Annotated in this window: 24 protein-coding genes; 14 read left to right on the top strand and 10 right to left on the bottom strand. The window is 63.9% G+C overall.

Features of this window, described 5'->3' with window-relative positions; genetic code table 11:
- Nucleotides 1–65 precede the first annotated feature (65 nt).
- From B0G75_RS12000 to motA, 4 genes are all read right to left on the bottom strand, one after another.
- The gene (locus tag B0G75_RS12000) at nucleotides 66–353 is read right to left on the bottom strand and encodes a CsbD family protein (RefSeq protein WP_106304991.1); all 288 of its coding nucleotides are present in this window, start codon (nucleotides 351–353) and stop codon (nucleotides 66–68) included.
- Nucleotides 354–524: 171 nt separating this feature from the next.
- A complete protein-coding gene (locus B0G75_RS11995; protein ID WP_106305661.1) occupies nucleotides 525–1,208 on the bottom strand; it encodes a Pr6Pr family membrane protein in 684 nt (227 codons plus the stop codon).
- Between the two features lie 86 nt (nucleotides 1,209–1,294).
- Nucleotides 1,295–2,284, bottom strand: a complete 990-nt coding sequence (gene motB, locus B0G75_RS11990) for a flagellar motor protein MotB (protein WP_106305657.1) — start codon at nucleotides 2,282–2,284, stop codon at nucleotides 1,295–1,297.
- Nucleotides 2,285–2,298: 14 nt separating this feature from the next.
- Nucleotides 2,299–3,168, bottom strand: coding sequence for a flagellar motor stator protein MotA (gene motA / locus B0G75_RS11985; RefSeq protein ID WP_106304988.1), 870 nt, complete (start codon nucleotides 3,166–3,168; stop codon nucleotides 2,299–2,301).
- 425 nt (nucleotides 3,169–3,593) lie between these two features.
- Here motA and B0G75_RS11980 point away from each other — a divergent pair, with 425 nt between their 5' ends.
- Together B0G75_RS11980 and B0G75_RS11975 are read left to right on the top strand one after the other, a co-directional pair.
- Nucleotides 3,594–4,607 carry a hypothetical protein gene (locus B0G75_RS11980; protein WP_106304985.1) on the top strand — a complete coding sequence of 338 codons (1,014 nt, stop codon included), beginning with the start codon at nucleotides 3,594–3,596 and terminating at the stop codon, nucleotides 4,605–4,607.
- An 88-nt stretch (nucleotides 4,608–4,695) separates the two neighbouring features.
- Complete coding sequence (locus B0G75_RS11975) at nucleotides 4,696–6,108, top strand: DUF2252 domain-containing protein (RefSeq protein ID WP_106304982.1); 1,413 nt, start codon at nucleotides 4,696–4,698, stop codon at nucleotides 6,106–6,108.
- A 114-nt stretch (nucleotides 6,109–6,222) separates the two neighbouring features.
- Here B0G75_RS11975 and B0G75_RS11970 read toward each other — a convergent pair whose 3' ends face one another.
- A complete protein-coding gene (locus B0G75_RS11970; protein ID WP_106304979.1) occupies nucleotides 6,223–7,080 on the bottom strand; it encodes a polysaccharide deacetylase family protein in 858 nt (285 codons plus the stop codon).
- Nucleotides 7,081–7,162: 82 nt separating this feature from the next.
- Here B0G75_RS11970 and B0G75_RS40595 point away from each other — a divergent pair, with 82 nt between their 5' ends.
- The 8 genes from B0G75_RS40595 to B0G75_RS11935 all read left to right on the top strand — a co-directional run bounded on the left by B0G75_RS40595 (nucleotide 7,163) and on the right by B0G75_RS11935 (nucleotide 12,759).
- Nucleotides 7,163–7,306 (top strand): hypothetical protein, encoded by a 144-nt coding sequence (locus B0G75_RS40595; protein ID WP_181309231.1) that lies wholly within the window; start codon nucleotides 7,163–7,165, stop codon nucleotides 7,304–7,306.
- A gap of 1 nt (nucleotide 7,307) precedes the next feature.
- The gene (locus B0G75_RS11965; protein ID WP_106304977.1) at nucleotides 7,308–8,072 is read left to right on the top strand and encodes an SDR family oxidoreductase; all 765 of its coding nucleotides are present in this window, start codon (nucleotides 7,308–7,310) and stop codon (nucleotides 8,070–8,072) included.
- A 77-nt stretch (nucleotides 8,073–8,149) separates the two neighbouring features.
- Complete coding sequence (locus B0G75_RS11960) at nucleotides 8,150–8,374, top strand: oxidoreductase-like domain-containing protein (protein WP_106304974.1); 225 nt, start codon at nucleotides 8,150–8,152, stop codon at nucleotides 8,372–8,374.
- Between the two features lie 53 nt (nucleotides 8,375–8,427).
- Complete coding sequence (locus B0G75_RS11955; RefSeq protein WP_106304971.1) at nucleotides 8,428–9,297, top strand: NAD-dependent protein deacetylase; 870 nt, start codon at nucleotides 8,428–8,430, stop codon at nucleotides 9,295–9,297.
- A 38-nt stretch (nucleotides 9,298–9,335) separates the two neighbouring features.
- The gene (locus tag B0G75_RS11950; RefSeq protein WP_258194439.1) at nucleotides 9,336–9,929 is read left to right on the top strand and encodes a pyridoxamine 5'-phosphate oxidase family protein; all 594 of its coding nucleotides are present in this window, start codon (nucleotides 9,336–9,338) and stop codon (nucleotides 9,927–9,929) included.
- A 25-nt stretch (nucleotides 9,930–9,954) separates the two neighbouring features.
- Nucleotides 9,955–10,587: a DUF938 domain-containing protein gene (locus tag B0G75_RS11945; protein WP_106304967.1), complete on the top strand. Its 633-nt coding sequence runs from the start codon at nucleotides 9,955–9,957 to the stop codon at nucleotides 10,585–10,587.
- Between the two features lie 177 nt (nucleotides 10,588–10,764).
- Entirely contained in the window at nucleotides 10,765–12,174 is a 1,410-nt protein-coding gene (gene gndA / locus B0G75_RS11940; RefSeq protein ID WP_012427815.1) for an NADP-dependent phosphogluconate dehydrogenase, read from the top strand.
- 267 nt (nucleotides 12,175–12,441) lie between these two features.
- A complete protein-coding gene (locus B0G75_RS11935) occupies nucleotides 12,442–12,759 on the top strand; it encodes a DUF4148 domain-containing protein (protein ID WP_106304964.1) in 318 nt (105 codons plus the stop codon).
- A 298-nt stretch (nucleotides 12,760–13,057) separates the two neighbouring features.
- Here B0G75_RS11935 and B0G75_RS11930 read toward each other — a convergent pair whose 3' ends face one another.
- Nucleotides 13,058–13,378: a hypothetical protein gene (locus tag B0G75_RS11930; protein WP_106304961.1), complete on the bottom strand. Its 321-nt coding sequence runs from the start codon at nucleotides 13,376–13,378 to the stop codon at nucleotides 13,058–13,060.
- Between the two features lie 251 nt (nucleotides 13,379–13,629).
- Here B0G75_RS11930 and B0G75_RS11925 point away from each other — a divergent pair, with 251 nt between their 5' ends.
- The 3 genes from B0G75_RS11925 to ltaE all read left to right on the top strand — a co-directional run bounded on the left by B0G75_RS11925 (nucleotide 13,630) and on the right by ltaE (nucleotide 16,029).
- Nucleotides 13,630–13,941, top strand: coding sequence for a cupin domain-containing protein (locus tag B0G75_RS11925; RefSeq protein WP_181309255.1), 312 nt, complete (start codon nucleotides 13,630–13,632; stop codon nucleotides 13,939–13,941).
- 155 nt (nucleotides 13,942–14,096) lie between these two features.
- Nucleotides 14,097–14,873 (top strand): peptidoglycan DD-metalloendopeptidase family protein, encoded by a 777-nt coding sequence (locus B0G75_RS11920; protein WP_106305651.1) that lies wholly within the window; start codon nucleotides 14,097–14,099, stop codon nucleotides 14,871–14,873.
- 148 nt (nucleotides 14,874–15,021) lie between these two features.
- Nucleotides 15,022–16,029, top strand: coding sequence for a low-specificity L-threonine aldolase (ltaE, locus tag B0G75_RS11915; protein ID WP_106304958.1), 1,008 nt, complete (start codon nucleotides 15,022–15,024; stop codon nucleotides 16,027–16,029).
- Between the two features lie 133 nt (nucleotides 16,030–16,162).
- Here the strand turns inward: ltaE and B0G75_RS11910 are convergent, their stop codons facing one another.
- Nucleotides 16,163–17,530, bottom strand: a complete 1,368-nt coding sequence (locus B0G75_RS11910) for an MFS transporter (protein WP_106304955.1) — start codon at nucleotides 17,528–17,530, stop codon at nucleotides 16,163–16,165.
- A gap of 735 nt (nucleotides 17,531–18,265) precedes the next feature.
- Between B0G75_RS11910 and B0G75_RS11900 the strand changes: the two genes are divergently transcribed.
- Nucleotides 18,266–20,719: a glycogen/starch/alpha-glucan phosphorylase gene (locus tag B0G75_RS11900; protein ID WP_106304949.1), complete on the top strand. Its 2,454-nt coding sequence runs from the start codon at nucleotides 18,266–18,268 to the stop codon at nucleotides 20,717–20,719.
- A 121-nt stretch (nucleotides 20,720–20,840) separates the two neighbouring features.
- On the opposite strand, the gene B0G75_RS11895 is transcribed toward B0G75_RS11900, so the two are convergent.
- From B0G75_RS11895 to B0G75_RS11885, 3 genes are all read right to left on the bottom strand, one after another.
- Nucleotides 20,841–21,932 carry a hypothetical protein gene (locus tag B0G75_RS11895; RefSeq protein ID WP_106304946.1) on the bottom strand — a complete coding sequence of 364 codons (1,092 nt, stop codon included), beginning with the start codon at nucleotides 21,930–21,932 and terminating at the stop codon, nucleotides 20,841–20,843.
- 269 nt (nucleotides 21,933–22,201) lie between these two features.
- A complete protein-coding gene (locus tag B0G75_RS11890) occupies nucleotides 22,202–22,561 on the bottom strand; it encodes a hypothetical protein (protein WP_106304943.1) in 360 nt (119 codons plus the stop codon).
- Nucleotides 22,562–22,736: 175 nt separating this feature from the next.
- Complete coding sequence (locus B0G75_RS11885; protein WP_106305648.1) at nucleotides 22,737–23,126, bottom strand: DUF6232 family protein; 390 nt, start codon at nucleotides 23,124–23,126, stop codon at nucleotides 22,737–22,739.
- Nucleotides 23,127–23,378: the final 252 nt, after the last annotated feature.

The raw sequence follows: 23,378 nt of genomic DNA, 5'->3' as shown, positions 1-23,378 counted from the left end.
GGCGCATAAACGCGAAACGGGCGATCGCCTGAAGCAGATCGCCCGGTGGTCAACCGCGTCGAAAATTAACGGCGATAATCGCGTCCCGCCGCGCCGTGCGCCCACAGCGCGCCGGCCACGAAACCGGCGAGCGCGACAACCGCGATCGCGGTGAACGGGCTTTCCGCCGTCGTCTCACGCACGAGACTCGTCGTGTTCGCGGCCAGTTGCTGGGCTTTGCCGCTCAGCTCTTTCGCCTTGCCGGCCAGTTGTGTGCCGGTATCGCCCAGCACGTCGCCGACGGCGCCCTGAACCTTGCCCGCGACTTCCTTGACCGTGCCTTCCGCTGAGTTAGCTGCCGAATTGGTGTCCATACGTTTTTGCTCCCATTGTCAAATTTACGTGTGAGCCATTGCGATCGCAACGCTGCCACACCAAGGTGTCGCGCACGCCGCGCTGAAAGCGCGACTTACGTCCACCAGACCGCGCGCAAGAAGCGCGCCTGAGGAACCGGGCAAAAACAGGGGCGCCAGGCCGGCGCTGTTTCAGTGCCGCCGCCGGGAATTGATTCCTACGAACAGGGCCATCAACAGAAGGAAGCCACTGAACAGCAACGCCGAATTCACCATGGCGTGCGTGAACCCGAGCCTTTCGACATTGATGAACGGATAGGGGTAGAAATCCGACAAACGCCCGCGCCAGAACGTCACGCCGAGGTAGGTCAGCGGATATACCAGCCACCACAGACAATGCCGCAGCTTGAGATGAAAGCGCGGCACGAACAACACCCAGTAGAGCGCGGAGAGCATGGGCAAGATGCTGTGGAGCGATTCGTTGAGCAGCATCCGGAACGCCGTGGGCGTCCAGTAACCTCGCAACAGCAGGTTGTAGGCGATCCCCACGAATGCCATGTACACCACCACGGCGGTGACGACGGTAGGCTGCCGGAAAAATCGCGCGGGCGTCGATCTGTGCCTACGCAAGGCCACGCAGGTAAAACAGATCGCGCAGGCGAGCGCCGTGAGATTGGTGAGGTAACTGCTCATGCGGGCGAGGCCGTCGAACACGGTGAGCCCGCGGGCGAGCGTGCGATCGATCGTGACCTCGGCTTGCGCGAAGATCGAAATCCACGCAATGACGGCGATGATCGCGGCAAGTGTCACCGACGATACACTGGGCGTATGCAGCGGAAGTTCGGGCTCCCGTTGCTCGGAAAGGGCAGGGCGCATGGGTTCGATTTTATACACGCGGGTGCCTTGCAATGTGCGTTATCGAGCGCACCCGCCAAATCTGTCAGACACGCGGCCGAAAAATGCTACGGCGTGCTATGCGCACCGGTCACCGGCTGCAAGTGTCCGACCACGGCAGGAATGGCCGAACTTGCCGGCGTGGCTTCGTCGATCGAGGTGCGTCCGCCGTCGTGAAAGAAGGCGAGTTCGGCGGCCTTGTTCAATACGAGAATGCTGATGCGCCGATTGGTCGGCTCGTCGGCGACATGGCTGTTCAGCGGCAATACGTCGGCCAGTCCGCGCACCTGTAGCAGCTTTTCGCCATGCATGCCGCCGGCGACCAGCGAGCGGCGCGCGGCGTCCGCGCGTTCCGACGACAGCTCCCAGTTCGAATAACCTTCCGGGCCCGCGGTGTACGGCACGGCATCCGTATGGCCGGCAATCGAAACGCGGTTGTCGACATCGTTCAGCGCCGCGCCGATCTGCGTGAGGATCGTCACCGCATACGGCTGAAGCTTCGAACTGCCGGAAGGGAACATGGGCCGATTCTGCGAATCGACGATCTCGATACGCAGCCCTTCGTTCGTGATCGAAATGCGGATCTGTTCCTTGAACGCCTTCAACGTGGGGCTTTGCTCGATCAGCACGGTGAGCTTCGCCTTCAATTGTTCGAGACGCGCGGCATCGGACGGCGCCACCGACGGCGTGTTCACGGCGGGCGGTGTCGGTTCGCTCTGGCTTTTCTTGCCGACCGCGGGCCGCGTATCGGAGATGTCGCGGCCGCCGCCTTGCACCACGCTCGGACGCGCGGCGGCCGTGCCTTCGTTGCCGCCGAGCAGGCTCGACAGGGGCGTGTTGAAATAATCCTCGATGCCCTGCTTGTCGAACTTCGACGTGGAGCCGAGCAGCCACATCAGCAGGAAGAACGCCATCATCGCGGTGACGAAATCGGCGTAGGCGATCTTCCATGCGCCGCCATGATGGGCGCCGTGGTCGCCGCCTTTTCTCGACCGGCGCACGATCACCGGCGCGGGTGCCTGCTCCTCACGCGAGGCGCGCGATCTTCTTTCGCTCATCATGGCGCTCCGCGTCAGGCCGACTTCGGCATCTTGGTGGCGCGCACGGCGTCGTCGAGTTCCTGGAAGCTCGGACGGTCGGCGGTGAACAGCACCTTGCGGCCGAACTCGACAGCGATCGGCGGCGCATAGCCGGAGAGCGACGCGAGCAGCACCGCTTTCACGCACTGGTAGGGCTTGGCCTCGGCGCGGCCTTTCGCATTGAGCAGATCGGCGACCGGGCCGATGAAGCCGTACGCGAGCAGAATGCCGAGGAAGGTGCCCACCAGCGCGCCCGCGATCATCTCGCCGAGCACGGCGGGCGGTGCGCCGACCGAACCCATGGTGTGCACGACGCCCATGACCGCGGCGACGATACCGAAGGCGGGCAGGCCGTCGGCCATTTTCTGAATCGCGTTCGCCGCGACCGACGCTTCCGCGTGATGCGTGGCCAGTTCCTCATCCATCAGGTCCTGCACTTCGAGTACGTTCACATTGCCGCCGGACATCATGCGCAAATAGTCGACGATGAAGTCGAGCAGATGACGGTCCTCCAGCACGTGCGAATACTTCTGGAAGATCACGCTTTCTTCCGGCGCGCCGACGTCGGCTTCGAGCGACATCATGCCTTCCTTGCGCGCCTTCTGAAGCAGTTCATAAAGCAGGGCGATCAGCTCCAGGTATTTTTCCTTGGTGTAGCCGCCGCCTTTGAAGCATGACGGAATCGCCTTGATGGTTTTCTTCAGCGTGGAAGTCGGATTGCTCACGACAAATGCGCCGATTGCCGCACCGAAAATACAGAGTAGTTCGAACGGCTGAAGGAGCGCCGGCAGATGCCCACCCACGCCGACAAAACTACCGATCACGGAACCGATCACCAGAAGCCACCCGATTGCAACAAACATACTCTCTCCGATTATCCTGCGCGGCGCACGGTCGATCAGAACAGGTCCTGTTTCAAGGACTTTTCTGGTGCGTCACAAAATTTTTTGCATGTATGGGTAAACGGCTGGATTCGCTGTAGCTGAAGTGCCAGCCCGGATGAAACACCAGAAAATTCACTAATCGGTTAGTTTTTGAATAGGTGCCGGTAACTTTGTCCGCGTTTTGCGATCGTTGCAATTACAACTTGTATTCGCCGAGCCCGTAAAAACCTGAGCCAATATGCCGCTGATGCAAAACGGATACGTAACCTTTTTACCGATTGGGTCTGCTAGCATGACGGCCAGACTGAACCGGCGACATCCCGTGTGACGCCTTGCCGCGTCACGAATGTCCGTCGATCATGAACACTGGCAGCGCTAGCGACTCAACCGGAGAAGAATCCCGCATGCGGACTCTGACATCTGCTGCCCGACGCTGTCTGGTTCCCAAGGCGGCGGCCTGCGTTACGGGACTCGGCCTGCTGTTCATTTCCACCCTCGCTCACGCTCAGGAATTTTCGCTATTCGGCGGCGGCTCGCGCGCGAGCAGTATTAACACCTATACGTGGGCCTTCAACTATCAGGAAGGCCTTGGGCAATATTTCGCGGCGAGCTTCACGTGGCTCAACGAAGGGCACATTCCCGATCATCATCGCGACGGCCAGATGATCCAGTTGTGGGCGCGTATTCCCGTCGGCAACCCGCAGTTCGTCCTGCAAGCAGGCGTCGGCCCATATCGCTACTTCGATACGACCACCCCCGAGCAGGGCGGCAGTTATTCCAACACGCACGGTTGGGGCGTGGTGTACAGCGTGCGTGCCGCGTACTACGCGTCGAACCGGTGGATCACGCAGCTCCAGTTGAACCGCGTGCACGTTCAGCGCGGACCGGATTCGGCCGGCGTGATGGTCGGCGTCGGCTATCAGCTCGACGCGCCGGGTTCGCCCGGTCCGCGCGACTGGGCGAGCGGCAGCGCGCACAAAGTCACCAATAACGAGGTGGCGCTGTATCTCGGCAAAACCATCGTCAATTCGCCGAGCTCACCGAACGCGGTGGGTGGCGCGATCGAGTATCGGCGCGGCCTCGCGAAGTATCTCGACGTGACGGTCGGCTATCTTCACGAAGGCAGCACCAAGGTGGCGCGCCGCGACGGCCTGACGAGCCAGTTGTGGGCCACCCGCGCGTTCCTCGACGACAAGGTTTCGCTGGCGGTCGGCTTCGGCGCCTACTACGCAATCAACGAGAACGAACACAGCGAGTCGCCCGGGCCCGGCGCCGGGACGTTCTCCGGTCTCATCACGATCGCGGGCGCGTATCGCGTCACCGGCCACTGGGACGCGCGGCTCGCATGGAACCGCGTCGTGACCCGTTATGATCGCGACTCGGATGTGATTTTCGGCGGCGTGGGCTATCGGTGGTGAGGGCTCATGCGTCTGTCGCCGGCTGTCGTCGTGCCGGAAGAAGCAGTCTCTCGAACCGCCATTCAAGATCTGGAAAACGGAGAAGAGCATGAAAGCCAGCACCATCGCCGAACGGGAGGCCCGGGGCCGTGCCGCTCGCGAGCATTCGAAACGTTCGAGCCATAAGGCGGTAGGCGAACTACATCGCAACCCGATCGAGTTGCTCAAGCAAAGCAGCGAGGATCGGGTGCACAACCTGGTGCCGCTGCGCTATGGGCGCATGGCCGTCTCGCCGTTCACGTTTTTTCGCGGCACCGCCATCCTGCAGGCGCACGACCTCAGCCAGGTGCGCGACTCCGGCCTGACCATGCCGATCTGCGGCGATGGCCATCTGATGAATTTCGGTGGTTTCGCCACGCCCGAGCGGCAACTCGTCTTCGATCTGAGCGACTTCGACGAGGTGTCGGTCGGGCCGTTCGAGTGGGACCTGAAGCGTTTGACCGCGAGCCTCGTCGTCGCTGCGCGCCATATGCGCCTGAGCCGGGGCGCGGCGGAAAATCTCGTGATGACGGCGGTCACCGAATACCGCGATCGCATGTCGCAGTATGCGCAATGCGGCGCGCTCGAACTCTGGTACGACCGCATCACCTTCGACCGCATGGCGGAGACCGCGCTGACGCCTGAAGGCCGCCGCGCCGTGCGGCGCGGCATGGAAAAGGCTGCGAGCCGGACGCACGAAAACCTGCTCGAGAAAATGGCGGAGCGCGACGGCGAGCACTGGACGATTCGCGACGCGCCACCGGCGCTGTTCCATGTGCTCGGCGCCAACACGCTGTTCACCGAGGAGGAGACCGAAGCGTTCAGAACCGGGAGCTCGCGCAAGATGCTCGATCGTATGTGGGGCGAGTATCTGAAGACGATGTCGCATGACCGGCGCGAACTGCTCAGTCATTTCACCGTGCAGGATACCGTGTTCAAAGTGGTGGGCGTGGGCAGCGTCGGCACGCGCTGCATGGTGGTGCTGATGGCCGATCACATGGGTAAGCCGCTGTTCCTGCAGATGAAGGAAGCGCGGCCTTCGGTGATCGCGCGGTTCTACAAGTCGCCAGCCAACAAGCACGAGGGCGAACGCGTCGTGCAGGGACAGCGCATGCTGCAGGCCGCGAGCGATATTTTTCTCGGCTGGGCGACGGGGCCGCTCGGTCGGCAATTCTATCTCCGGCAGCTGCGCGACATGAAGCTGTCGGCGAACATCGACCTGTTCGACGTCGATCTGCTGGAAGGCTATGCGCGGTTATGCGGCTGGGTCATGGCGCGCGCGCATGCCAAGGCGAGCGGGCAGGCCGTCGAAGTCAGCGCGTATATCGGCCGCGGCGACCAGTTCGCGGAAGCGCTCGCAGGCTATGCGGCGGCCTACGCGGATCAGGTGGAGCGCGATTACGACGTGTTCCTGAAGGCGTGCCGCAGCGGCCAGCTCGAGGCGCGCACGGATGAAGACATGGCGGCGGATTTCCGCATGTAGTGGCGGTGCTCGCGCTTCGCTCCGCGCTTGGCTCAGCATTGAGCCGCGCGCGAGCCGCGTGATCTTGCAACGCGCATGATCCAAGTGACCTGCGCACGTCCTTGTCTATGTGCTTCAGTTGTCCACGCGCGCTTCGCGCAGCGTCACGAAACGCAGATGCCGTCGCCGCGCCGCGTCGATCACGCGCGGCAGCACGGCTAGGATCAACGGCTTGCCCTCGGCCGTAAGGGCGGCGTTGCCGTCGTGCAGCAGCAGAATGTCGCGTGGCGCGAGGCCGTCGAGCAGTCGCCGCGCGACCACTTGAGGATCGCGCTCGCGCGTGTCGTAGCCGCGCCGCGTCCATGCCGCGAGCCGCAGATCGAGCTTGCGCAAGACCGGTTCGAGAAAGATGTTGCGCAGCCCAGCCGGCGCGCGGAAGAACATCGGCCGCTCGCCGCTTAGGGCTTCGAGCGTGCATTGCGCCGCGTCGATTTCGCGCGTGAGGGCGCCCGGCAACGTCACGGAAAACGTGTGGACGTGAACCTGCGAATGGTTTTCGAGCGCATGCCCGCGCGCGACGATGTCGCGAGCGAGTTCCGGATATCGCTGCGCCATCGCGCCGATGCAGAAGAACGTGGCGCGCACGCCGAAGGCGTCAAGCAGGTCCAGCACTTGCGGCGTGACGGCCGGATCGGGACCGTCGTCGATGGTCAGCGCGATCGCGTCGGCGTTGCGCGCATGGGCTGGCAGGCGGGTCCAGTTCGGACCGAGCAGCGAAGTGCGCGGCAACAGGCCGGCCACGGTGAAAATGGCGTGATTCACAAATATCGCGGCGAGCCACCAGGGCCATGCGGCGGGCGCAATCAGCCATCCTGCCAGCACGATTACGTGCCATGCAGCGGTGGCGGTGAGCATCGCGGGATAGCCGGTTTGCGGCCAGCGGCGTGACGGCGCGTCCGGGACGCCATGCGGCGGCGTGGAGAGTTGTTTCATAAAGCGTGCTTCCTGTCTTCCTTCCTCCTTCTTGGGAAGGGCTTGAATCGCGCGTGGCGCGCAACGGCAAACGATACCATTGATGCGCGCCGCGACGCTTGCGCGGGCAGGAATGGCAAATAATGAAAGCGCGCCGAAAGACATGGCGGCCGCGACGGCCCGCGATGGCGCACTTCGCGTGCAGACTCTCTGCACCCTGCATCAACTGAACTACGAGGAGACGTGACGTGACGGATACGGGAATCAAGAAGGTCGCGCTGGTAACGGGCGCGGGCAGCGGGATCGGCCGCGCATGCGCGCTCAAGCTGCTGGAACACGGTTATAGCGTCGTGCTGGCCGGCCGTCGTCAGGCGCCGCTCGACGCCGTCGTTCGAGAAGCGCAGCAGCTCGGCGGCGACGCGCTCGCGGTGGCGTGCGACGTCACGAACGCCGATAGCGTCACCGCGTTGTTCGAGACGATCCGTGCGCGCCGCGGCCGGCTCGACGTGCTGTTCAACAACGCGGGCCGCAACGGTTCGCCCGTCGATATCGACGAACTGGATATCGACGAATGGCGCTCGGTGGTCGACACCAATCTCACCGGCGTATTTCTGTGCACGCGCGCGGCCTTCGGTCTGATGAAAACGCAGAATCCGCGCGGCGGCCGCATCATCAATAACGGTTCCATCTCGGCCCATGCGCCGCGGCCGAGCAGCATTGCCTATACCGCGACCAAGCACGCTATCACCGGACTCACGAAAGCCGTGTCGCTCGACGGGCGCAAATACGACATCGTGTGCGGGCAGATCGACATCGGCAATGCCGCGACGGAAATGGCCGAACGCATGGCGCGCGGCGTGCCGCAGGCGAACGGCGAGATCGCGGTCGAGCCGCTGATGGACGTTCAGCACGTAGCGGACGCGGTGCTGTACATGGCTGAACTGCCGCTATCGGCGAACGTGCAGTTCATGACGATCATGGCGAGCAAGATGCCGTACGTGGGCCGGGGCTGACGGTCTCGCGCGAACAGCAGGCGGCGCGGGATCAACTTATACTGTTCGCTTCCCGCCTTGATGGAACGCGATTTGCCGTGCCCCGAGCTACACCGAAGGACGACCCGCAGCCGCTGCCGCCCGTGCAGCCCGATCTCGACGACTGTTGTCATAGCGGCTGCAATCCGTGTGTGTTCGATCTCTACGACGAGGCGCTCGAACGCTATCGAGCCGCGCTGGCCGAGTGGCAAGCGCGGCAGGCGCAGTTCAAGACGGCAAAGCGGACGGCAACGCGGCAGCCCAAGCCGCGTTCGCACCGTTGAACGGCGTTCGGGATGTTGCCTCGCGACCGCCGCAGCCCTTCACCATGCCCGTCATGACCGACCTTCAGCCCGCGCCTCTCGAACCCCTGAACGACTCAAACACGCTGGACGACCTGCATCGCTTCGTGCAGCGTTATCCGCGGCTGTTCGTGCTGACCGGCGCGGGCATCAGCACCGACTCCGGCATTCCCGGCTATCGGGACGACAACGGTGAATGGAAGCGCTCGCCGCCCATCACGGTGCAGGAGTTTCTCGGCACGCTCGCCATGCGCCAGCGCTACTGGGCGCGCAGCATGGTCGGCTGGCCGGTGGTGGCGCACGCGCGGCCCAACGCCGCGCACACCGCGCTGGCGCGGCTCGAAGCAGCCGGCCACGTGCCGACGCTGGTAACGCAGAATGTCGACGGCCTGCATCAGCGCGCGGGCAGCCGCGAGGTGATCGAACTGCATGGCGGCATAGACGGTGTGACATGTCTGGACTGCGGTATGCAGCACTCGCGCGCGTCGATCCAGCAGACGCTTGAAGCGGACAATCCCGCGCTTGTCGACGTGACCGCCGAAACCGCCGCCGATGGCGACGCGCATCTCGAGTGGCACGATCTTGGCGGGTTCCGCATTCCGTCGTGCTCGAACTGCGGCGGCTTGTTGAAACCCGCGGTGGTGTTTTTCGGCGAAAGCGTGCCGAAGGAGCGTGTGGAGGCGGCTTCGCACGCGCTCGACGCGGCGGACGCCGTGCTGGTGGTCGGCTCGTCGCTGATGGTCTACTCCGGCTACCGTTTTTGCGTGTGGGCGCAGAAGCAGGGCAAGCCGGTCGTCGCGATCAATCTCGGGCGCACGCGCGCCGATCCGCTGCTGTCGCTGAAAGTCACGGCGCCCTGCGCGGAGACGCTGACCGCGCTGGCCGGCCGGCTGGCGCTGGATTGAAGGTCACACCGAAAAAAGGAACGCTGATGTTGACGTAGATCGCGCAGCTCGAAGCCCTCTACGGTCAACCGCACGAGCGCGCCGTGCGCGAAGAGATTGGGTATATCAACGAGGACTACCGCGCGTTCATCGAAGTCGCACCGTTCGCGGTGCTTGCCACCACTGGCCCGGAAGGTCTCGACTGTTCGCCGCGCGGCGACGCGCCGGGCTTCGTGCGTATCGTCGACGAACGCACGCTCGCGCTGCCGGACCGGCTCGGCAACAATCGGCTCGACAGTTTGCGCAATATCATCGTCGAACCGAGGCTGGCGCTGCTGTTCATCATTCCCGGCGTGGGCGAAAGTTTGCGCGTGAACGGCCGCGGCCGTATCACCGACGACCCGCAATGGCTGGACAGTTTCGCCGTCGAAGGTAAACTGCCGCGCACCGTGCTGCTGATCGACGTGGACAGCGTCTACTTTCACTGTTCGAAAGCGTTGGTGCGCTCGAAGCTGTGGGACCCGGCGCATCACGTCGAACGTTCGCGGCTGCCGAGCGCGGGCGAGATTCATCGGCGCATCAATGGCGCGCAGTTCGACGCGGCGACCTATGATCGCGAACTCGCCGAACGCGTGCGCACGACCCTGTACTGAAACCGAAGCAGAACCAAAGCTGACCATGACCGATTCCCAACTGGCGCTGCGGCAACATTCGCCGTCCGCCGAACGCAACCGCGAACCGATCCTCGCGGTGTTGCGCGCGGCGCTGCCGGCCAACGGCCGCGTGCTCGAAATCGCGAGCGGCACCGGCCAGCACGCGATCTGGTTCGCCCGCGCGATGCCCGGACTCGACTGGCAACCGAGCGACGCCGATGCCGGCGCGCGCGATTCGATTGCCGCGTGGGTCGCGCACGAAGGGCTCACGAACGTGCGCGCGCCGCTCGCGCTCGACGTGCATCAGCCGGACTGGGGCGTGGACACGTTCGACGCCGTGGTGTGCATCAACATGATTCACATCTCGCCGTGGAGCGCGGCGCAGGCGCTGTTCATGGGGGCGGGGCGCCGTCTCGTCGACGGCGGGGTCCTGTACCTGTACGGCCCATACAAACGCGGCGGAGCGCATACTTCTCCGAGCAACGATGCCTTCGATCAGCAGTTGCGCGGCCGCGATCCGGAATGGGGCGTGCGCGACATGGAGGAGGTCGTGGCATTGGGCGCGTCGGTCGGACTGGTGTGCGAGGAGCCCATCGCGATGCCCGCCAACAATTTCAGTCTGGTGTTCAGGAAACGCGCGGACGCGACGCGAGTCTGACGCCCGTTAAATGCGGTTAAACGAGGTTAAACGCGGGTTCGCCGCGATGTAAAACGCCGCCCGTTGCCCGCTAACGAGCGGCAAGCTGGCATTTCTTTTATTCTTTCACCCTCGACGTTGCGCCGACGTTCTTTCCGGCGCGGCGCTACGACATTTTTTGGACTCTGGAGAATTCACATGGGCAAACAGGCAATCGGCGTGGTGGGGCTGGCGGTCATGGGCCGCAATCTGGCGCTCAACATCGAGAGCCGCGGCCACGCGGTGTCGGTGTACAACCGTAGCCGCGAGAAAACCGACGAACTCATCGCCGAATATCCGGACAAGAAGCTGGTGCCGGCTTTCACGCTGGAAGAATTCGTGGAGTCGCTGGAAAAGCCGCGCCGCATTCTGCTGATGGTGAAAGCAGGCGAAGGCACCGACGCCACCATCAACCAGTTGAAACCACTGCTGGACAAGGGCGACATTCTGATCGACGGCGGCAACACGCATTTCACCGACACCATCCGCCGCAATCAGGATCTTGCGAAGTCCGGACTGCACTTTATCGGCACGGGCGTGTCGGGCGGTGAGGAAGGCGCGCTGAAAGGTCCGTCGATCATGCCGGGCGGTCAGCGCGATGCGTACGACCTCGTGGCCCCGATCCTCACTGAAATCGCCGCGAAGGCGCCGGACGGCGAGCCGTGCGTCGCCTACATGGGACCGGACGGCGCGGGCCACTTCGTGAAGATGGTGCACAACGGCATCGAGTACGGCGACATGCAGTTGATCGCGGAAAGCTACGCGGTGCTCAAGCAGGTGGTCGGGTTGTCGAACGAAGAACTCGGCAAGGTCTATACCGAGTGGAATCAGGGCGAGCTGGACAGCTACCTGATCGAAATCACCTCGAAGATTTTCGGCAAGAAAGACGACGAGACCGGCAAGGATCTGGTCGACGTGATTCTCGATCGCGCCGCGCAAAAGGGCACCGGCAAGTGGACCAGCCAGAACGCGCTCGACCTCGGCGCGCCGCTGCCGCTGATCACGGAAGCCGTGTTCGCGCGTGTGCTGTCGTCGCTGAAAACCCAGCGCGTGGCCGCGAGCAAAGTGCTGGAAGGCCCGGCGGCCAAGCCGCTCGGCGTCGAGCGCGACGCCTTCATCGAATCGGTGCGCCGCGCGCTCTATTTCAGCAAGGTGATTTCGTACGCGCAAGGCTTCGCGCAACTGCGCGCGGCGTCGGAAGAGTACAAGTGGGATCTGGACTACGGCACGATCGCGAAGATTTTCCGCGCGGGCTGTATCATCCGCGCCCGCTTCCTGCAAAAGATCACGGACGCTTATACGAAGGACAAGGCGATCGCCAATCTGCTGCTCGACCCGTATTTCCGCGACATCGCCAAGAATTATCAGGCGGCGTTGCGCGAAGTCGTGGTGGCCGCCGTCAATGCTGGCGTGCCGGTGCCGGCTTTCGCGTCGGCGATCGCGTATTTCGACGCGTATCGTTCGGAGCGCCTGCCGGCAAACCTGGTGCAGGCGCAGCGCGATTTCTTCGGCGCGCATACGTTCGAACGCATCGACAAGCCGGGCAGCTTCCACGCGAACTGGAGCTGAGCGTTTGACCCGCGGCCCGGCGCGCCCTTACAGCAAGGCGCGCCGGGCCGCGAATGCGCTTCAAATTCGCGACGGTCAATTATTGCTGAAAGCCAACGGCCAGATAGGTCGCAGTAGCGCCCCGCCTGCTACTGTTGCGAAATTCGAAATAGAGTTTCGTCGTTTTAGGGGTTTTCCCTAGGTGTTCACCCTCCTAAACTTCTACTTAAGCGCTACGGAACAAACAATCCGCAGCGAATTACAAGACAAGTTCTGGAGGTTTACATCATGAAGGCTCTTATCTCTGCAGTCGTAGTCGCCGCCGCTCTGGCCGCTCCTGTCGCTTCGTTTGCTCAATCGAATCAGCCGGTTACGCGCGCTCAAGTTCGCGCTGAACTGGTTCAGCTGGAAAAGGCCGGCTACAACCCGATCGGCGATCAGGTCAACTACCCGGCTAACATCCAGGCCGCGCAAGCACGCGTCGATGCGCAAAACGGCACCGCTCAAGCTGTGAACAGCGGCTACGGCGCACCGATCGCCGGCAGCTCGCAAGCTGGCCGTCCGGTTAGCGGCAACGACCGTAACTCGGTCTACTTCGGCAACTAATTCGCGCCGAAGCTGATGGGAACGCCGCCTGATTATGGGGCGGCACGCAAATGAAAACGCCGTCCGGGTTGCCGGGCGGCGTTTGTCGTTTACGGCGCGATTAGGGCATCGGTGTCTGAGCCGATGCCGGTGCGCGTTCGTCAACGCGCGGTCTTCACTGTGCGAACCGGCATTGGCGATGCGGGACCGGCGGGCCGAGCGGTGACCAAAACGTGGCGGACCGAAGGCGCCGCTGAACGGACGCCGAAAGGTGCGCGGCGCGGACGATGCAACCCAAATGCAATCCGCCAGCGCCGCCCTAATGCAGCGTGCGATGCCGGCGGCCTATTTCATCGAATAATGCGTGGCTGGGTTCGAGGGCGAGCAGCCAGCATTCGTCGTAGCCGCTCAGATTGTCGAGCGCCTCGCGCAGCCGCTCGATCGCCAGAGCGGGAATCTCGACGCTCGCCTCCACGCCGCTCGACAATCCCGCGATGCTTGCCAGTTGGACGAGGGCGTCGGCGGCTTCGGCCACGTCGGCGGCGAACACCAGATGCGTGTTCAGCAACTCGACCAGACCAGGCGACGCCGCGACATCGTCGACGTTGAGTTGTACGGCCAGAAAAGTGGCTTTGTTCATTCTCAACTCCCTCGCAGAATTCGGACGTTTTGCTTTCGGCGCGTCGGGGCGGCAAGAACGAGTATAGGCGAGGGCCTCGTGGATTCAATGCTCACACAAATTGCCGCGTGTTCCGCTGGCGGCAAGCATGCCGTCCAGCGCACCTATAATGGGGCCAGCCGGAAAGCGGTTCGCGCGAGTTCTGGCCGCCCGCCGTGCCCGCCGGATCGTACGCCATGCCGGCGCTGTTTTTTCTCAACTGCCTCGTGACAATGAAGATCATCCGCAGCAAGAATTTCACCGCGACGCGCGCTTGGGGCGCGCTCGATATCGCCAACATGAGCGGCATCACGACGCGTCTGCATTGGACCGATCAGCCTTATAAGTGGCATGTCAACGACGGCGAGGAAGTGTTCGCCGTGCTCGATGGCCGCGTCGAGATGCGTTATCGCGAAGGCGGCGTGGAACAGTCGGCCATTCTGGAGACGGGCGACGTGTTCTACGCTTCGGTCGGCACCGAGCACGTGGCTCATCCGATCGGCGCGGCGCGCATTCTGGTGGTTGAGGCAGAAGGGAGCGCCTGAATTCCGGCGGACGTCTGGTGCCATGCCGGCCCGGTTCTCACCACGCACGGCGCCATAATGGATAACCGCTGCCACGCCCTCGAGACGAGCGGCACGGCAAATGCTACGGCATCGATTGAATCCGATTGATCGAACAAAGTGTCGAGGAAAATCAAATGACAAGACCATGGCAATTGACGGGGACCCGGTTGCTGGCAGTGGCCGCGCTCGGCGTGATATTCGGCGGCTGTACAACCATGCCGTGGGAGAGCACGCCGTTTTACAGCAGCACACCTTCCCGCCCAACTACGCTCAGCACGGTGCCGGTTCCCGCCGGTTTCTACCGGGTCAATCCGGGCGACACGATCAGCGGGATTGCGTCGGCATATGGCCGCATGCCGCAAGAGATCGCGGCGTGGAACGGCCTGGCGGTCAACGCCGCTGTCACGCCGGGACAAGTGCTGCGGGTCTCTCCACCGATGGCCTCGGGCAGCGTCGTGACGCCGCCGGTCGCCGTCCGGCCGGACGGTTCCACGACGCCCGGCGTGCCCGGCGCGCCCACCGCAGCCGCCGGACCGCAGCAGGGCGTATTGCAATGGCCGGTGCGAGGGCCGGTGCTGAGAGCCTTCGCGCCGGGTAGATCGAATGGCATCGTGATCGGCGGCCGGCCTGGCGATCCGGTCAAGGCGGCCGCTACCGGCCGCGTGGTTTACGCCGGCACGGGTATCGAGGCGTACGGTCCGCTCATCATCATCAAGCACGACGACTCGCTGATCACCGCTTACGGGCAGAACAGCACGCTGCTCGTCAAGGAAGGCGACGCGGTCGCGCAGGGGCAAACCATCGGCGAAGTCGGAGTGGACAGCCGCGGGGTGGCGTCGATCCAGTTCGAGGTCCGCCAGAACGGCCAGCCGGTCGATCCGCTCGCGTGGCTGCCCAGGTCAGGCGGGTGAGCTTCTTTCCAGCGCGATTTCAGCGCCCCGTTAATTGAATATACTGTGTGGCTAAACTGCCGGCGCCGTTGCCGCCCGTCGATACCGACGGTGCGGTGCGTCGACCGGCTGGCATAGGCTGTCATTCACAGACGCACAGGGACACACAATGATCGATTTGCGCAGCGATACCGTAACCCGTCCGACTCCGGCGATGCTCGCGGCCATGTCGGCCGCCGAAGTCGGCGACGACGTCTGGGGCGACGACCCCACCGTGTTGCGTCTGCAGGCCACCTTGGCCGAACGCACCGGCAAGGAAGCAGGCCTGTTCTTCCCGAGCGGCACGCAAAGCAATCTGGCGGCGTTGATGGCCCATTGCGCGCGCGGCGACGAATACATCGTCGGCCAGTTGGCGCACACGTATAAATATGAAGGCGGTGGCGCGGCGGTCCTCGGCAGCATCCAGCCGCAGCCGCTCGAAAATGCCGCGGACGGCTCGATCCCGCTGGAAAAGATCGCTGCCGCGATCAAGCCCATCGACGATCATTTTGCGCGCACGCGGCTGCTGGCGCTGGAAAATACTATCGGCGGCAAGGTGCTGCCGGCGGGGTATGTCGCCGAGGCGGTGCAGCTTGCGCGTCAGCACGGCCTGTCGGCTCACCTCGACGGCGCGCGTGTTTATAACGCGGCAGTGGCGTCGGATAAGCCGGTCGCGGCATTGTGCGAGCCGTTCGATTCGGTCTCGGTCTGTTTTTCGAAGGGACTGGGCGCGCCGGTCGGGTCGGTGCTGGTCGGCAGCCGGGCACTGATCGACGTGGCGCACCGCTGGCGCAAGGTGCTGGGCGGCGGCATGCGTCAGGCCGGTGTGCTGGCGGCGGCTTGCCTGTACGCGCTGGATCACAACGTCGAGCGCCTCGCCGACGACCACGCGCATGCCGCGCATCTGGCGGCGGGTCTGGAAGCTATCGATCAGGTCAAGGTGCAGTCGGTCGCCACCAACATGGTGTTTGCACAGTTTCCGCAGCAGCATTGCGCGCCGCTCGAGGCATGGCTCAAGGAGCACGGCATTCTCACGCAGATGCTGTACGCGTCGCGATTTGTGACGCATAAGGACGTGTCGCGTGGGGATATCGATACGTTTATCGCAGCGGTGAAGGGGTATTTCGCGGCGCGGTAAAGCGGAACACCGAACACCAAACGCACAACGCTACGCGGCTGTGACCAGCGCCGCAAAGCAAGGCAGCAGAAATAATCTGCAACCCAGCAGCAAACCAAAGCGGACGCACTGTCACCTCAGCGCGCCCGCTTTTTCATTTCATCGACGCCTTCGCATGCACGCCTGATCGATGCGACGGCGCCAGCAACCTGAGCCCGCTCGCGAGGCTCGCCGCGCCCGCAAAGAAAGCGCCGGTGCTCAGCGCCAGCGTCGGCCCATGCCGCCCGGCAATCCCAAAGCTCAGCGCGACCAGCGCCGCGCCGGTGGTTTGCCCAAGCAGCCGCGCAGTCGCGACGATGCCGCTCGCGCCGCCGCTGCGCTCCGGCGGCGCGCTTGCCATCAACGCCTTCAGATTCGGCGACTGGAAGAACCCAAAGCCCGCGCCGCAAACCGCCATGCGTATGCCGATGTCGAGCACGTGCGGATGCACCGGCAGAAGCGCCAGCGAAGCCATTCCCGCCGACATCACCGCGAGACCAATCGCGCCGAGCAGTCCAGGCGGATAACGGTCGGACAAGCTGCCCGCCAGCGGCGCGGCCAGCGCGACCACCACGGGCCACGGCGTCATCAGAAAGCCGGTCTCGACCTGGCTGCGATGCAGCACGTCCTCGAAGTAGAACGGCAGCGAGACGAACGCCAGCCCTTGCGCGGCGAATGAGCACACGGCCGTCAGCGCCGACAACGCGAACACCGGTCGCTTGAACAGATCGACGGGTAGCATCGGCGCAGGATGGCCCGCTTCGCGGCGAATCAACAGGAAACCGAACACCAGCGCAATCGCCGCCGCGCTCAGCACCAACTGTGTCGACGCGCGCTGGGCCGCCTCGCCGAGCGCGAAGATCAACGCGGCGAAGGTGATGACGTTCAGGAGCGCCGCGACCGGATCGAAGTTGTGCTTGCCGCGTTCGGTGTACGGCAACGCCGGCCAGGCGAAGCCCAAGGCCAGCAGGCCGAGCGGCACGTTGACCGCGAACAGCCAAGGCCACGCGGCCACCGACAGAATCAGCGACGCCACCGTCGGCCCGACCGCGAACGACACGCCGACGATCAGCGCGTTGGTGCCGAGACCGCGTCCGAGCCGGTGCGGCGGATACAGATAGCGGATCAGCGCGGTGTTCACGCTCATGATCGCGCTCGCGCCGAGGCCTTGCAGCACGCGCGCGGCGGCCAGCAGCGGCAGCGTCGAGGCCAGCGAGCACGCCAGCGACGCCAGCGTGAAGAGCGCAATCCCGCCGATATAAATCCGCCGGTGTCCAACGATATCGCCGAGCGCGGCGAGCGGCAGTAGCGTCGCGACCATCGCGAGCTGATATGCATTGATGATCCACACCGATGCCGCCGGCGCCGCATGCAGGTCGGCGGCGATGGCGGGCAGCGCGGTGTTGGCGATGGCGGTGTCGAGCGTGGCGAGCGCGACGGCGAGCATGATCGCGGCCATCGCGCGGCGGTTGGCGGCGGACATCGGGACGTCCGCGGGAAAAGGGTGGGCGGCGCTGGGTTTGTCGGACAAGGCGGTGGCTCGTCGGGTTGAGCATGCCGGCGTGCAGCCGGGCGAGTCGAGGCGCGCGGCGCGCGAGTGGCAGAGGTTGCGGGATGTAAGACGCGCGCGCCTGAATCCGGCGTTCGAAGCATTTCAGACGGCCGCGCGGCGAATGTAGCGATTGTTACAGAGACGCGGAAATCGTGCTGGGACCCGGGCGGGGAAGGGCGCCGACCACGGCGCCTCTGATGCAACTAACGGTCAATCCCGCGCACGGTCCGCGAACTGACCCGCGCTCGTGTTGTCACATGCCATTCCGGCACAACCGCTTGGCAGACGAGGCGCTCTGATTTGACCACGCATCAAGCCACCCGCTCTTCATCCGCGCGTCACGCGGCGAAAAAATAATGGCGTTGCCTTCCATCCAGCGCGCATTGGGTATTTCGCAATCGTTTGCCTGTTTTGCGCAGCCGATGCACGCGTGCAGTGCCACGCACACATGGCTTGCACCTCGCGCGTGCGAAAACGTGCGAAAAAACGCCGCCTCGGCTGATGTCGGCGGGCATGGCATGTGCGTAATCAGGCGTTCGCGCCGGCCGGTGTCCGGTGGCCTTAAAATGTCCTACTCTGTTTCTTAACCCGCCTGACCGGCTCGCGCCTCCCGCCCGTCATCTGTGCGGTCCGCGTATGTCGCGTCTTTTTTCCCCGGAGGCTTCGATGACAGCCGTCGATCTGGAATTCGACCAGCTCAACAGTACCGTCGACGCGCTACGGCGCTCAATTTCCAATCGCATGATGTATGGCGTCGGCAAGGACGCCGTCACCGCGCATCCGCATGACTGGCTGCACGCCGCGGCGCTCGCCGTGCGCGACCGGCTGGTCGCGCGCTGGATGAAGACCACGCGCCTGCAATACGAACAGGACGTGAAACGCGTCTACTACCTGTCGATGGAGTTCCTGATCGGCCGGACCTTTACGAACGCCTTGCTCGCTCTCGGCATCCACGACCAGATGAAGGAAGCGCTGGCGAGCCTGGGCGTGGATATGGATGCGCTGACCGATATCGAGCCGGACGCCGCGCTCGGCAACGGTGGCCTGGGCCGGCTCGCGGCCTGCTTTCTCGATTCGATGGCGACGCTCGGCATTCCGGGCTTCGGCTATGGCATCCGTTACGAATACGGCATGTTCCGTCAGCAGATCGTCAACGGCGAGCAGGTTGAAGCGCCGGATTACTGGCTGCGCGCGGGCAATCCGTGGGAGTTTCCGCGGCCCGAAGTCACCTACATGGTTCACTTCGGCGGCCGCACGGTACAGCGCGGCGAATACGTGGAATGGATCGACACCCAGCACGTGAACGCCACCGCGTACGACACCGTCATTCCGGGTTACGCGACCGACGCGACCAACACGCTGCGCCTATGGTCGGCGCGCGCCGCCGAGGAGCTCGACCTAGGCGCGTTCAATCGTGGCGACTACCGCAACGCGGTCGACACCAAGAACATGTCGGAGAACGTCTCACGTCTGCTGTATCCGGACGACTCGACCCCGGCCGGCCGCGAACTGCGCTTGCGCCAGGAATACTTTTTCGTCTCGGCGACCATGCAGGATCTGATTCGCCGCTATCAGCGCACGCACAGCACGTTCGGGCGCTTCTCCGAAAAAGTGGCGGTGCATCTGAACGATACGCACCCCGTGCTGGCGATTCCCGAGCTGATGCGTTTGCTGGTGGACGTCCATCATCTGCAGTGGGACAAGGCGTGGAAACATGTCACGCAGATCTTCTCGTACACGAACCACACGCTGATGCCCGAGGCGCTCGAAACGTGGGACGTCGAGTTGCTCGCGCGGTTGTTGCCGCGCCATCTCGAGATCATCTTCGAGATCAACGCGCAGTTTCTCAAGCACGTGAGCGAGCAATCAGGTCATGACGCCGAGATGATTCGTCGCATTTCGCTCGTCGACGAATACGGGCAGCGGCGCGTGCGGATGGCGTATCTGGCGATCGTCGCGAGCCACAAGGTGAACGGCGTGTCGAAGCTGCACTCGCAGTTGATGACGCGCGATATCTTCGCGGACTTCGCGCGAGTCTTTCCGGACCGCTTCACCAATGTCACCAACGGCATTACGCCGCGCCGCTGGCTCGCGCAGGCAAGCCCGTCGCTGTCCTCGCTGATCGATCAGCAGATTGGCAAACACTGGCGCAGCAATCTGTTCGAACTGGAACAGCTGCGCAACCTGCGCACGGACAGCGGCTTTATCGAAGCCTTCCGTGAAGCGAAGCGGCAGAACAAACTGCGGCTCGTGAACCGTCTCGCGCATCACACCAAACTGCATTTCGATCCGGACGCGCTGTTCGATCTGCAGGTCAAGCGCATTCACGAATACAAGCGGCAACTGCTCAACGTGCTGCATGTGATCGTGCGTTACAACCAGATCCGCGCGAATCCCGAGCGCGACTGGGTGCCGCGCGTGGTGATGTTCGCCGGCAAGGCTGCGTCCGCGTATCGGATGGCGAAGACCATCATCAAACTGATCGGCGACGTGAGCGAGAAGGTCAATCACGATCCGCTGGTCGGCGACCGTCTGAAAGTGGTGTTCGTGCCGAACTACGGCGTGAGCGTGGCGGAGCTGATCATTCCGGCCGCGGATCTGTCGGAGCAGATTTCGATGGCCGGCACGGAAGCATCGGGCACCGGCAACATGAAACTCGCGCTCAACGGCGCGCTGACGATCGGCACGATGGACGGCGCGAATATCGAAATCTGCGACGCGGTGGGCCGCGAGAACATCTTCATCTTCGGCCATACCGCCGACGAAGTGGACAACCTGCGCGCCACCGGCTACCGGCCGCGGCAAATCTACGAAGAGAACGCGGAACTGCGCACGGCGCTCGACCAGATTCGCACGGGTTTCTTCTCGCCGGACGATCCGCTGCGCTTCTCGGATATTTTCCACACGTTGGTCGATTGGGGCGATCACTACATGGTGCTTGCCGATTTCGCCGCGTTCGCCAAGGCGCAAGACGAAGTGGACGCGCGCTTCGTCGACAAGCGTGCATGGACGGAAAGCGCGATCGAGAATGTGGCGGGCATGGGGCAGTTTTCGTCGGATCGCACGATCGGCGAATATGCGCGCAACATCTGGCATGTGAATCCGCTGAATATCGAATAGCGGAACGGTTGCTTCGTCTCAGCGCGACGTAGACGTAGACGTAGACGTAGACGTAGACGTGGAAAGGCCGTGCGATGGCTGGTGAATCGCACGGCCTTTTCTTTGACCGATGCCGCAGCGGTTATTGCGCGAACTTCTCGACCTCGTTCGCGGCGCGCAGGCCTAGCTGGCCGTGGGGGAAGTCGAACAGCACGTCGACATTCTGCATACCCATCAGGCCGATCACGATACGGTCGGCGCCCGGTTTCGCCTTGACGATCGTCACTTGCGCGCCTTCATAGCGATGCACCCATTTGCCGGTGCCGAGCGCCGCGTTGTAGTTGCCTTGATTGAGTACCTTGCCGATTTCGTCGTCACCGGTCCAGTTCGGCGCCTTGTCCATTTCGACGCGGATCATGTCGGTGCTGGCGGTGGCGAACACCAGCGGCGCGCAAAAGGTCATCTTGTCGCCGACGTTGACGCAACCTCTCGGCCATTGCGCCGTGCCGTCTTGCAAGACGGTCATCGGCGCCATCGTGTAGTCCTTGGTGAGCGCGCTCGACGGACTCAGCACCAGGTAGGGTTTCGCAAAGTTCGAGTGCACCAGATAGCGCTGGCCGATATTGCCGGGCAACGCGCGCAACGGTTGCGTGCAGCAGCTGTCGTCCGGTTGCGCCGCGCCGATGCCGAACAGACCCGAGAATGCCCAGCCGAATTCGCCGGTGTAGCCGTCCATGCCCACGCAGCGCCGGGCGTTGGGTTGGCAGTTCACCAAGTCGACGGCTTGCGCGTCGACCTGCGCCGGCTTCGTGCCCGCGAGACTCATCGGCAGCTTGACGGCCGCGCCGGCAACTTGCGCGCCATTCGCCAACGGCAGCGAACTCAGCGGACCGGCGTTCGGATAGTTCGTGGCCGGCAGGACCGACTTCAGCACGCGCACGCCCTGCGTGCCCGTGTCCAGTGCGACGTACACCGCCTTGCCGTCGAGCTGGATCGGCAGGCCGAGGCGCGCGTGGCCCGCATCGACGCGCTCCACTTGCAGCGGAATCAGCAGGCCGTCCTGGCCGCCATTGATCAGTGAGGCAGCCGGCGCGGGCGGCGTGGGCGTGGGAAAGGTCACTGCACAGCCGCTGAGCGCGACAAGCGCACCGGTTACGACAAGCGCGGCCGCGCTGGAACGACGCCGGTTGAGGCGCAAATGCCGGCGCGCGGCATCGAGGGACGACAGGAACATAGATCACACGCTTTGCAAAGGGCGGGTCCCTGACGAAGGCGAGGCATTGCAAGCGGCGAGGCGGACAGCGCGAGCGGCAATCGCTGGATTGGCCGCGGCGTGATCAAGAAAACCGGGTCGCTTGCGAACCTGCGGGAGGGAACACGCGATAACAGGAGCGGCGACTCTACATGGCCGCTCGAGTGCATCTGCAAAGATGTGTAAAGGCACGCGCACGGGCACAGGCGCGGGCGCGGCCGGCAACCGGCCCGTGCAAGTGTCGATCCAGATCAATAGTCGCGCGGACGCCGGATCACGGTCGCTTGCGCGCGGCCGAGCGTGGCGCGATCGAGTTTGACGGCCAGCAGGCCGATCACGTCTTCGACAGTGCGCGAGGTGACTTCGACGCGGAACGTCACGCGCTCGCGTCGCTGGTCGATAGTGACGACATAGAGACGCAGGTCGTCGCCGAGCGCGGCGTGCAACGCGCGCCGTCCGTTGGCCGACGACGTGCCGGGCACAGTGACGTCGATAATGACGAGCGGCACGACGATATGCGTGCGGCGCGGCAGCCGCGGCGCTTGTGGCGTGCGCTGGGTGCGCAAGGTGCGCGTAACGGGAAGATCGGGCGTAGCGGCGGACGTGTGCATGGGGTTGCGCCGACCCGGTGGGCGGCGCGCGTTGTTGACTCCCGTCCACTCTAGCGACGCGCGTCTCAAGGACGCGCAAAAGCTGCCGCGCGGCGAATCAAAATTGTGTTAACGCGCAGGCCGCATGTGGCGTGCTATCGCGGCAACTAGCATCTGAAAGCTGCGAACCGCGTTGTCAAACCTTCGGCGCCGCGGCTGTGGCCTTCGCCTCATTCACGGCGACGGCAACGCGTTCGACGAACTCGCGATCGACGCTCATCAGCGCTTCGCGATCGCCGTTCGCTGTCTGCACCATCAGACGATGCGTGATGTCCTGGGTCAGCCAGGTGAGCCAACCGACCACGGCGAGCATCGTGCCGCACACGATGCCCACCGGCGAGCGCAATATCGCGCCGACAATAATGCCGGCGATGCCGAGCAGCGAAATCGTGACGGGCAAGACCTTGTTTTTCGGCACGGTGACGACACGCACGTCCACGATCTCGCGCAGCGGAAAGACCTGGCCGGCGGACGAGAGTGCGTTGCGCGTGACCGACACGCCACGATCATTGAAGGGTGTTTCCATCGAGTCGAATGCAAGCGGTGGCAAAGGGCGCAGCGTACCAGACTTCGAATGCCTGAAGTTACGGGACCTTTCGCCGGCTGACAGGCTGCGCGCGATCACCATCTATGCCGGGCGGACGAACAGCGCACCGACCTTGCTCGATAAATCACCGCGCAGCACGAAAAAGCTCCCGATGAACGTGAGGTCGCCAAGCACCTGAAGCTGCCAGATGTTCGGCCTGAGCCACGGTGCGCGAGCGCTGTGCAAGCAGTG

Origin of the sequence: Paraburkholderia sp. BL18I3N2 (assembly GCF_003001875.1) — a bacterium.
Classification (GTDB): domain Bacteria; phylum Pseudomonadota; class Gammaproteobacteria; order Burkholderiales; family Burkholderiaceae; genus Paraburkholderia; species Paraburkholderia phytofirmans.
This window is presented reverse-complemented; position numbering and strand designations above follow the sequence as displayed.

Coding starts and splice junctions, on each gene's coding strand:
- B0G75_RS11925 (WP_181309255.1), top strand. CDS start 13,630: ATGAAGATCATCCGCAGCAAGAATTTCACCGCGACGCGCGCTTGGGGC.
- B0G75_RS11980 (WP_106304985.1), top strand. CDS start 3,594: ATGCGGACTCTGACATCTGCTGCCCGACGCTGTCTGGTTCCCAAGGCG.
- B0G75_RS11995 (WP_106305661.1), bottom strand. CDS start 1,208: ATGCGCCCTGCCCTTTCCGAGCAACGGGAGCCCGAACTTCCGCTGCAT.
- gndA (WP_012427815.1), top strand. CDS start 10,765: ATGGGCAAACAGGCAATCGGCGTGGTGGGGCTGGCGGTCATGGGCCGC.
- B0G75_RS11955 (WP_106304971.1), top strand. CDS start 8,428: ATGACCGACCTTCAGCCCGCGCCTCTCGAACCCCTGAACGACTCAAAC.
- B0G75_RS11945 (WP_106304967.1), top strand. CDS start 9,955: ATGACCGATTCCCAACTGGCGCTGCGGCAACATTCGCCGTCCGCCGAA.
- B0G75_RS11890 (WP_106304943.1), bottom strand. CDS start 22,561: ATGCACACGTCCGCCGCTACGCCCGATCTTCCCGTTACGCGCACCTTG.
- B0G75_RS11930 (WP_106304961.1), bottom strand. CDS start 13,378: ATGAACAAAGCCACTTTTCTGGCCGTACAACTCAACGTCGACGATGTC.
- B0G75_RS40595 (WP_181309231.1), top strand. CDS start 7,163: ATGCGCGCCGCGACGCTTGCGCGGGCAGGAATGGCAAATAATGAAAGC.
- B0G75_RS11895 (WP_106304946.1), bottom strand. CDS start 21,932: ATGTTCCTGTCGTCCCTCGATGCCGCGCGCCGGCATTTGCGCCTCAAC.
- B0G75_RS11885 (WP_106305648.1), bottom strand. CDS start 23,126: ATGGAAACACCCTTCAATGATCGTGGCGTGTCGGTCACGCGCAACGCA.
- motA (WP_106304988.1), bottom strand. CDS start 3,168: ATGTTTGTTGCAATCGGGTGGCTTCTGGTGATCGGTTCCGTGATCGGT.
- B0G75_RS11910 (WP_106304955.1), bottom strand. CDS start 17,530: ATGTCCGCCGCCAACCGCCGCGCGATGGCCGCGATCATGCTCGCCGTC.
- motB (WP_106305657.1), bottom strand. CDS start 2,284: ATGAGCGAAAGAAGATCGCGCGCCTCGCGTGAGGAGCAGGCACCCGCG.
- B0G75_RS12000 (WP_106304991.1), bottom strand. CDS start 353: ATGGACACCAATTCGGCAGCTAACTCAGCGGAAGGCACGGTCAAGGAA.
- B0G75_RS11935 (WP_106304964.1), top strand. CDS start 12,442: ATGAAGGCTCTTATCTCTGCAGTCGTAGTCGCCGCCGCTCTGGCCGCT.
- B0G75_RS11920 (WP_106305651.1), top strand. CDS start 14,097: ATGACAAGACCATGGCAATTGACGGGGACCCGGTTGCTGGCAGTGGCC.
- B0G75_RS11975 (WP_106304982.1), top strand. CDS start 4,696: ATGAAAGCCAGCACCATCGCCGAACGGGAGGCCCGGGGCCGTGCCGCT.
- B0G75_RS11970 (WP_106304979.1), bottom strand. CDS start 7,080: ATGAAACAACTCTCCACGCCGCCGCATGGCGTCCCGGACGCGCCGTCA.
- ltaE (WP_106304958.1), top strand. CDS start 15,022: ATGATCGATTTGCGCAGCGATACCGTAACCCGTCCGACTCCGGCGATG.
- B0G75_RS11900 (WP_106304949.1), top strand. CDS start 18,266: ATGACAGCCGTCGATCTGGAATTCGACCAGCTCAACAGTACCGTCGAC.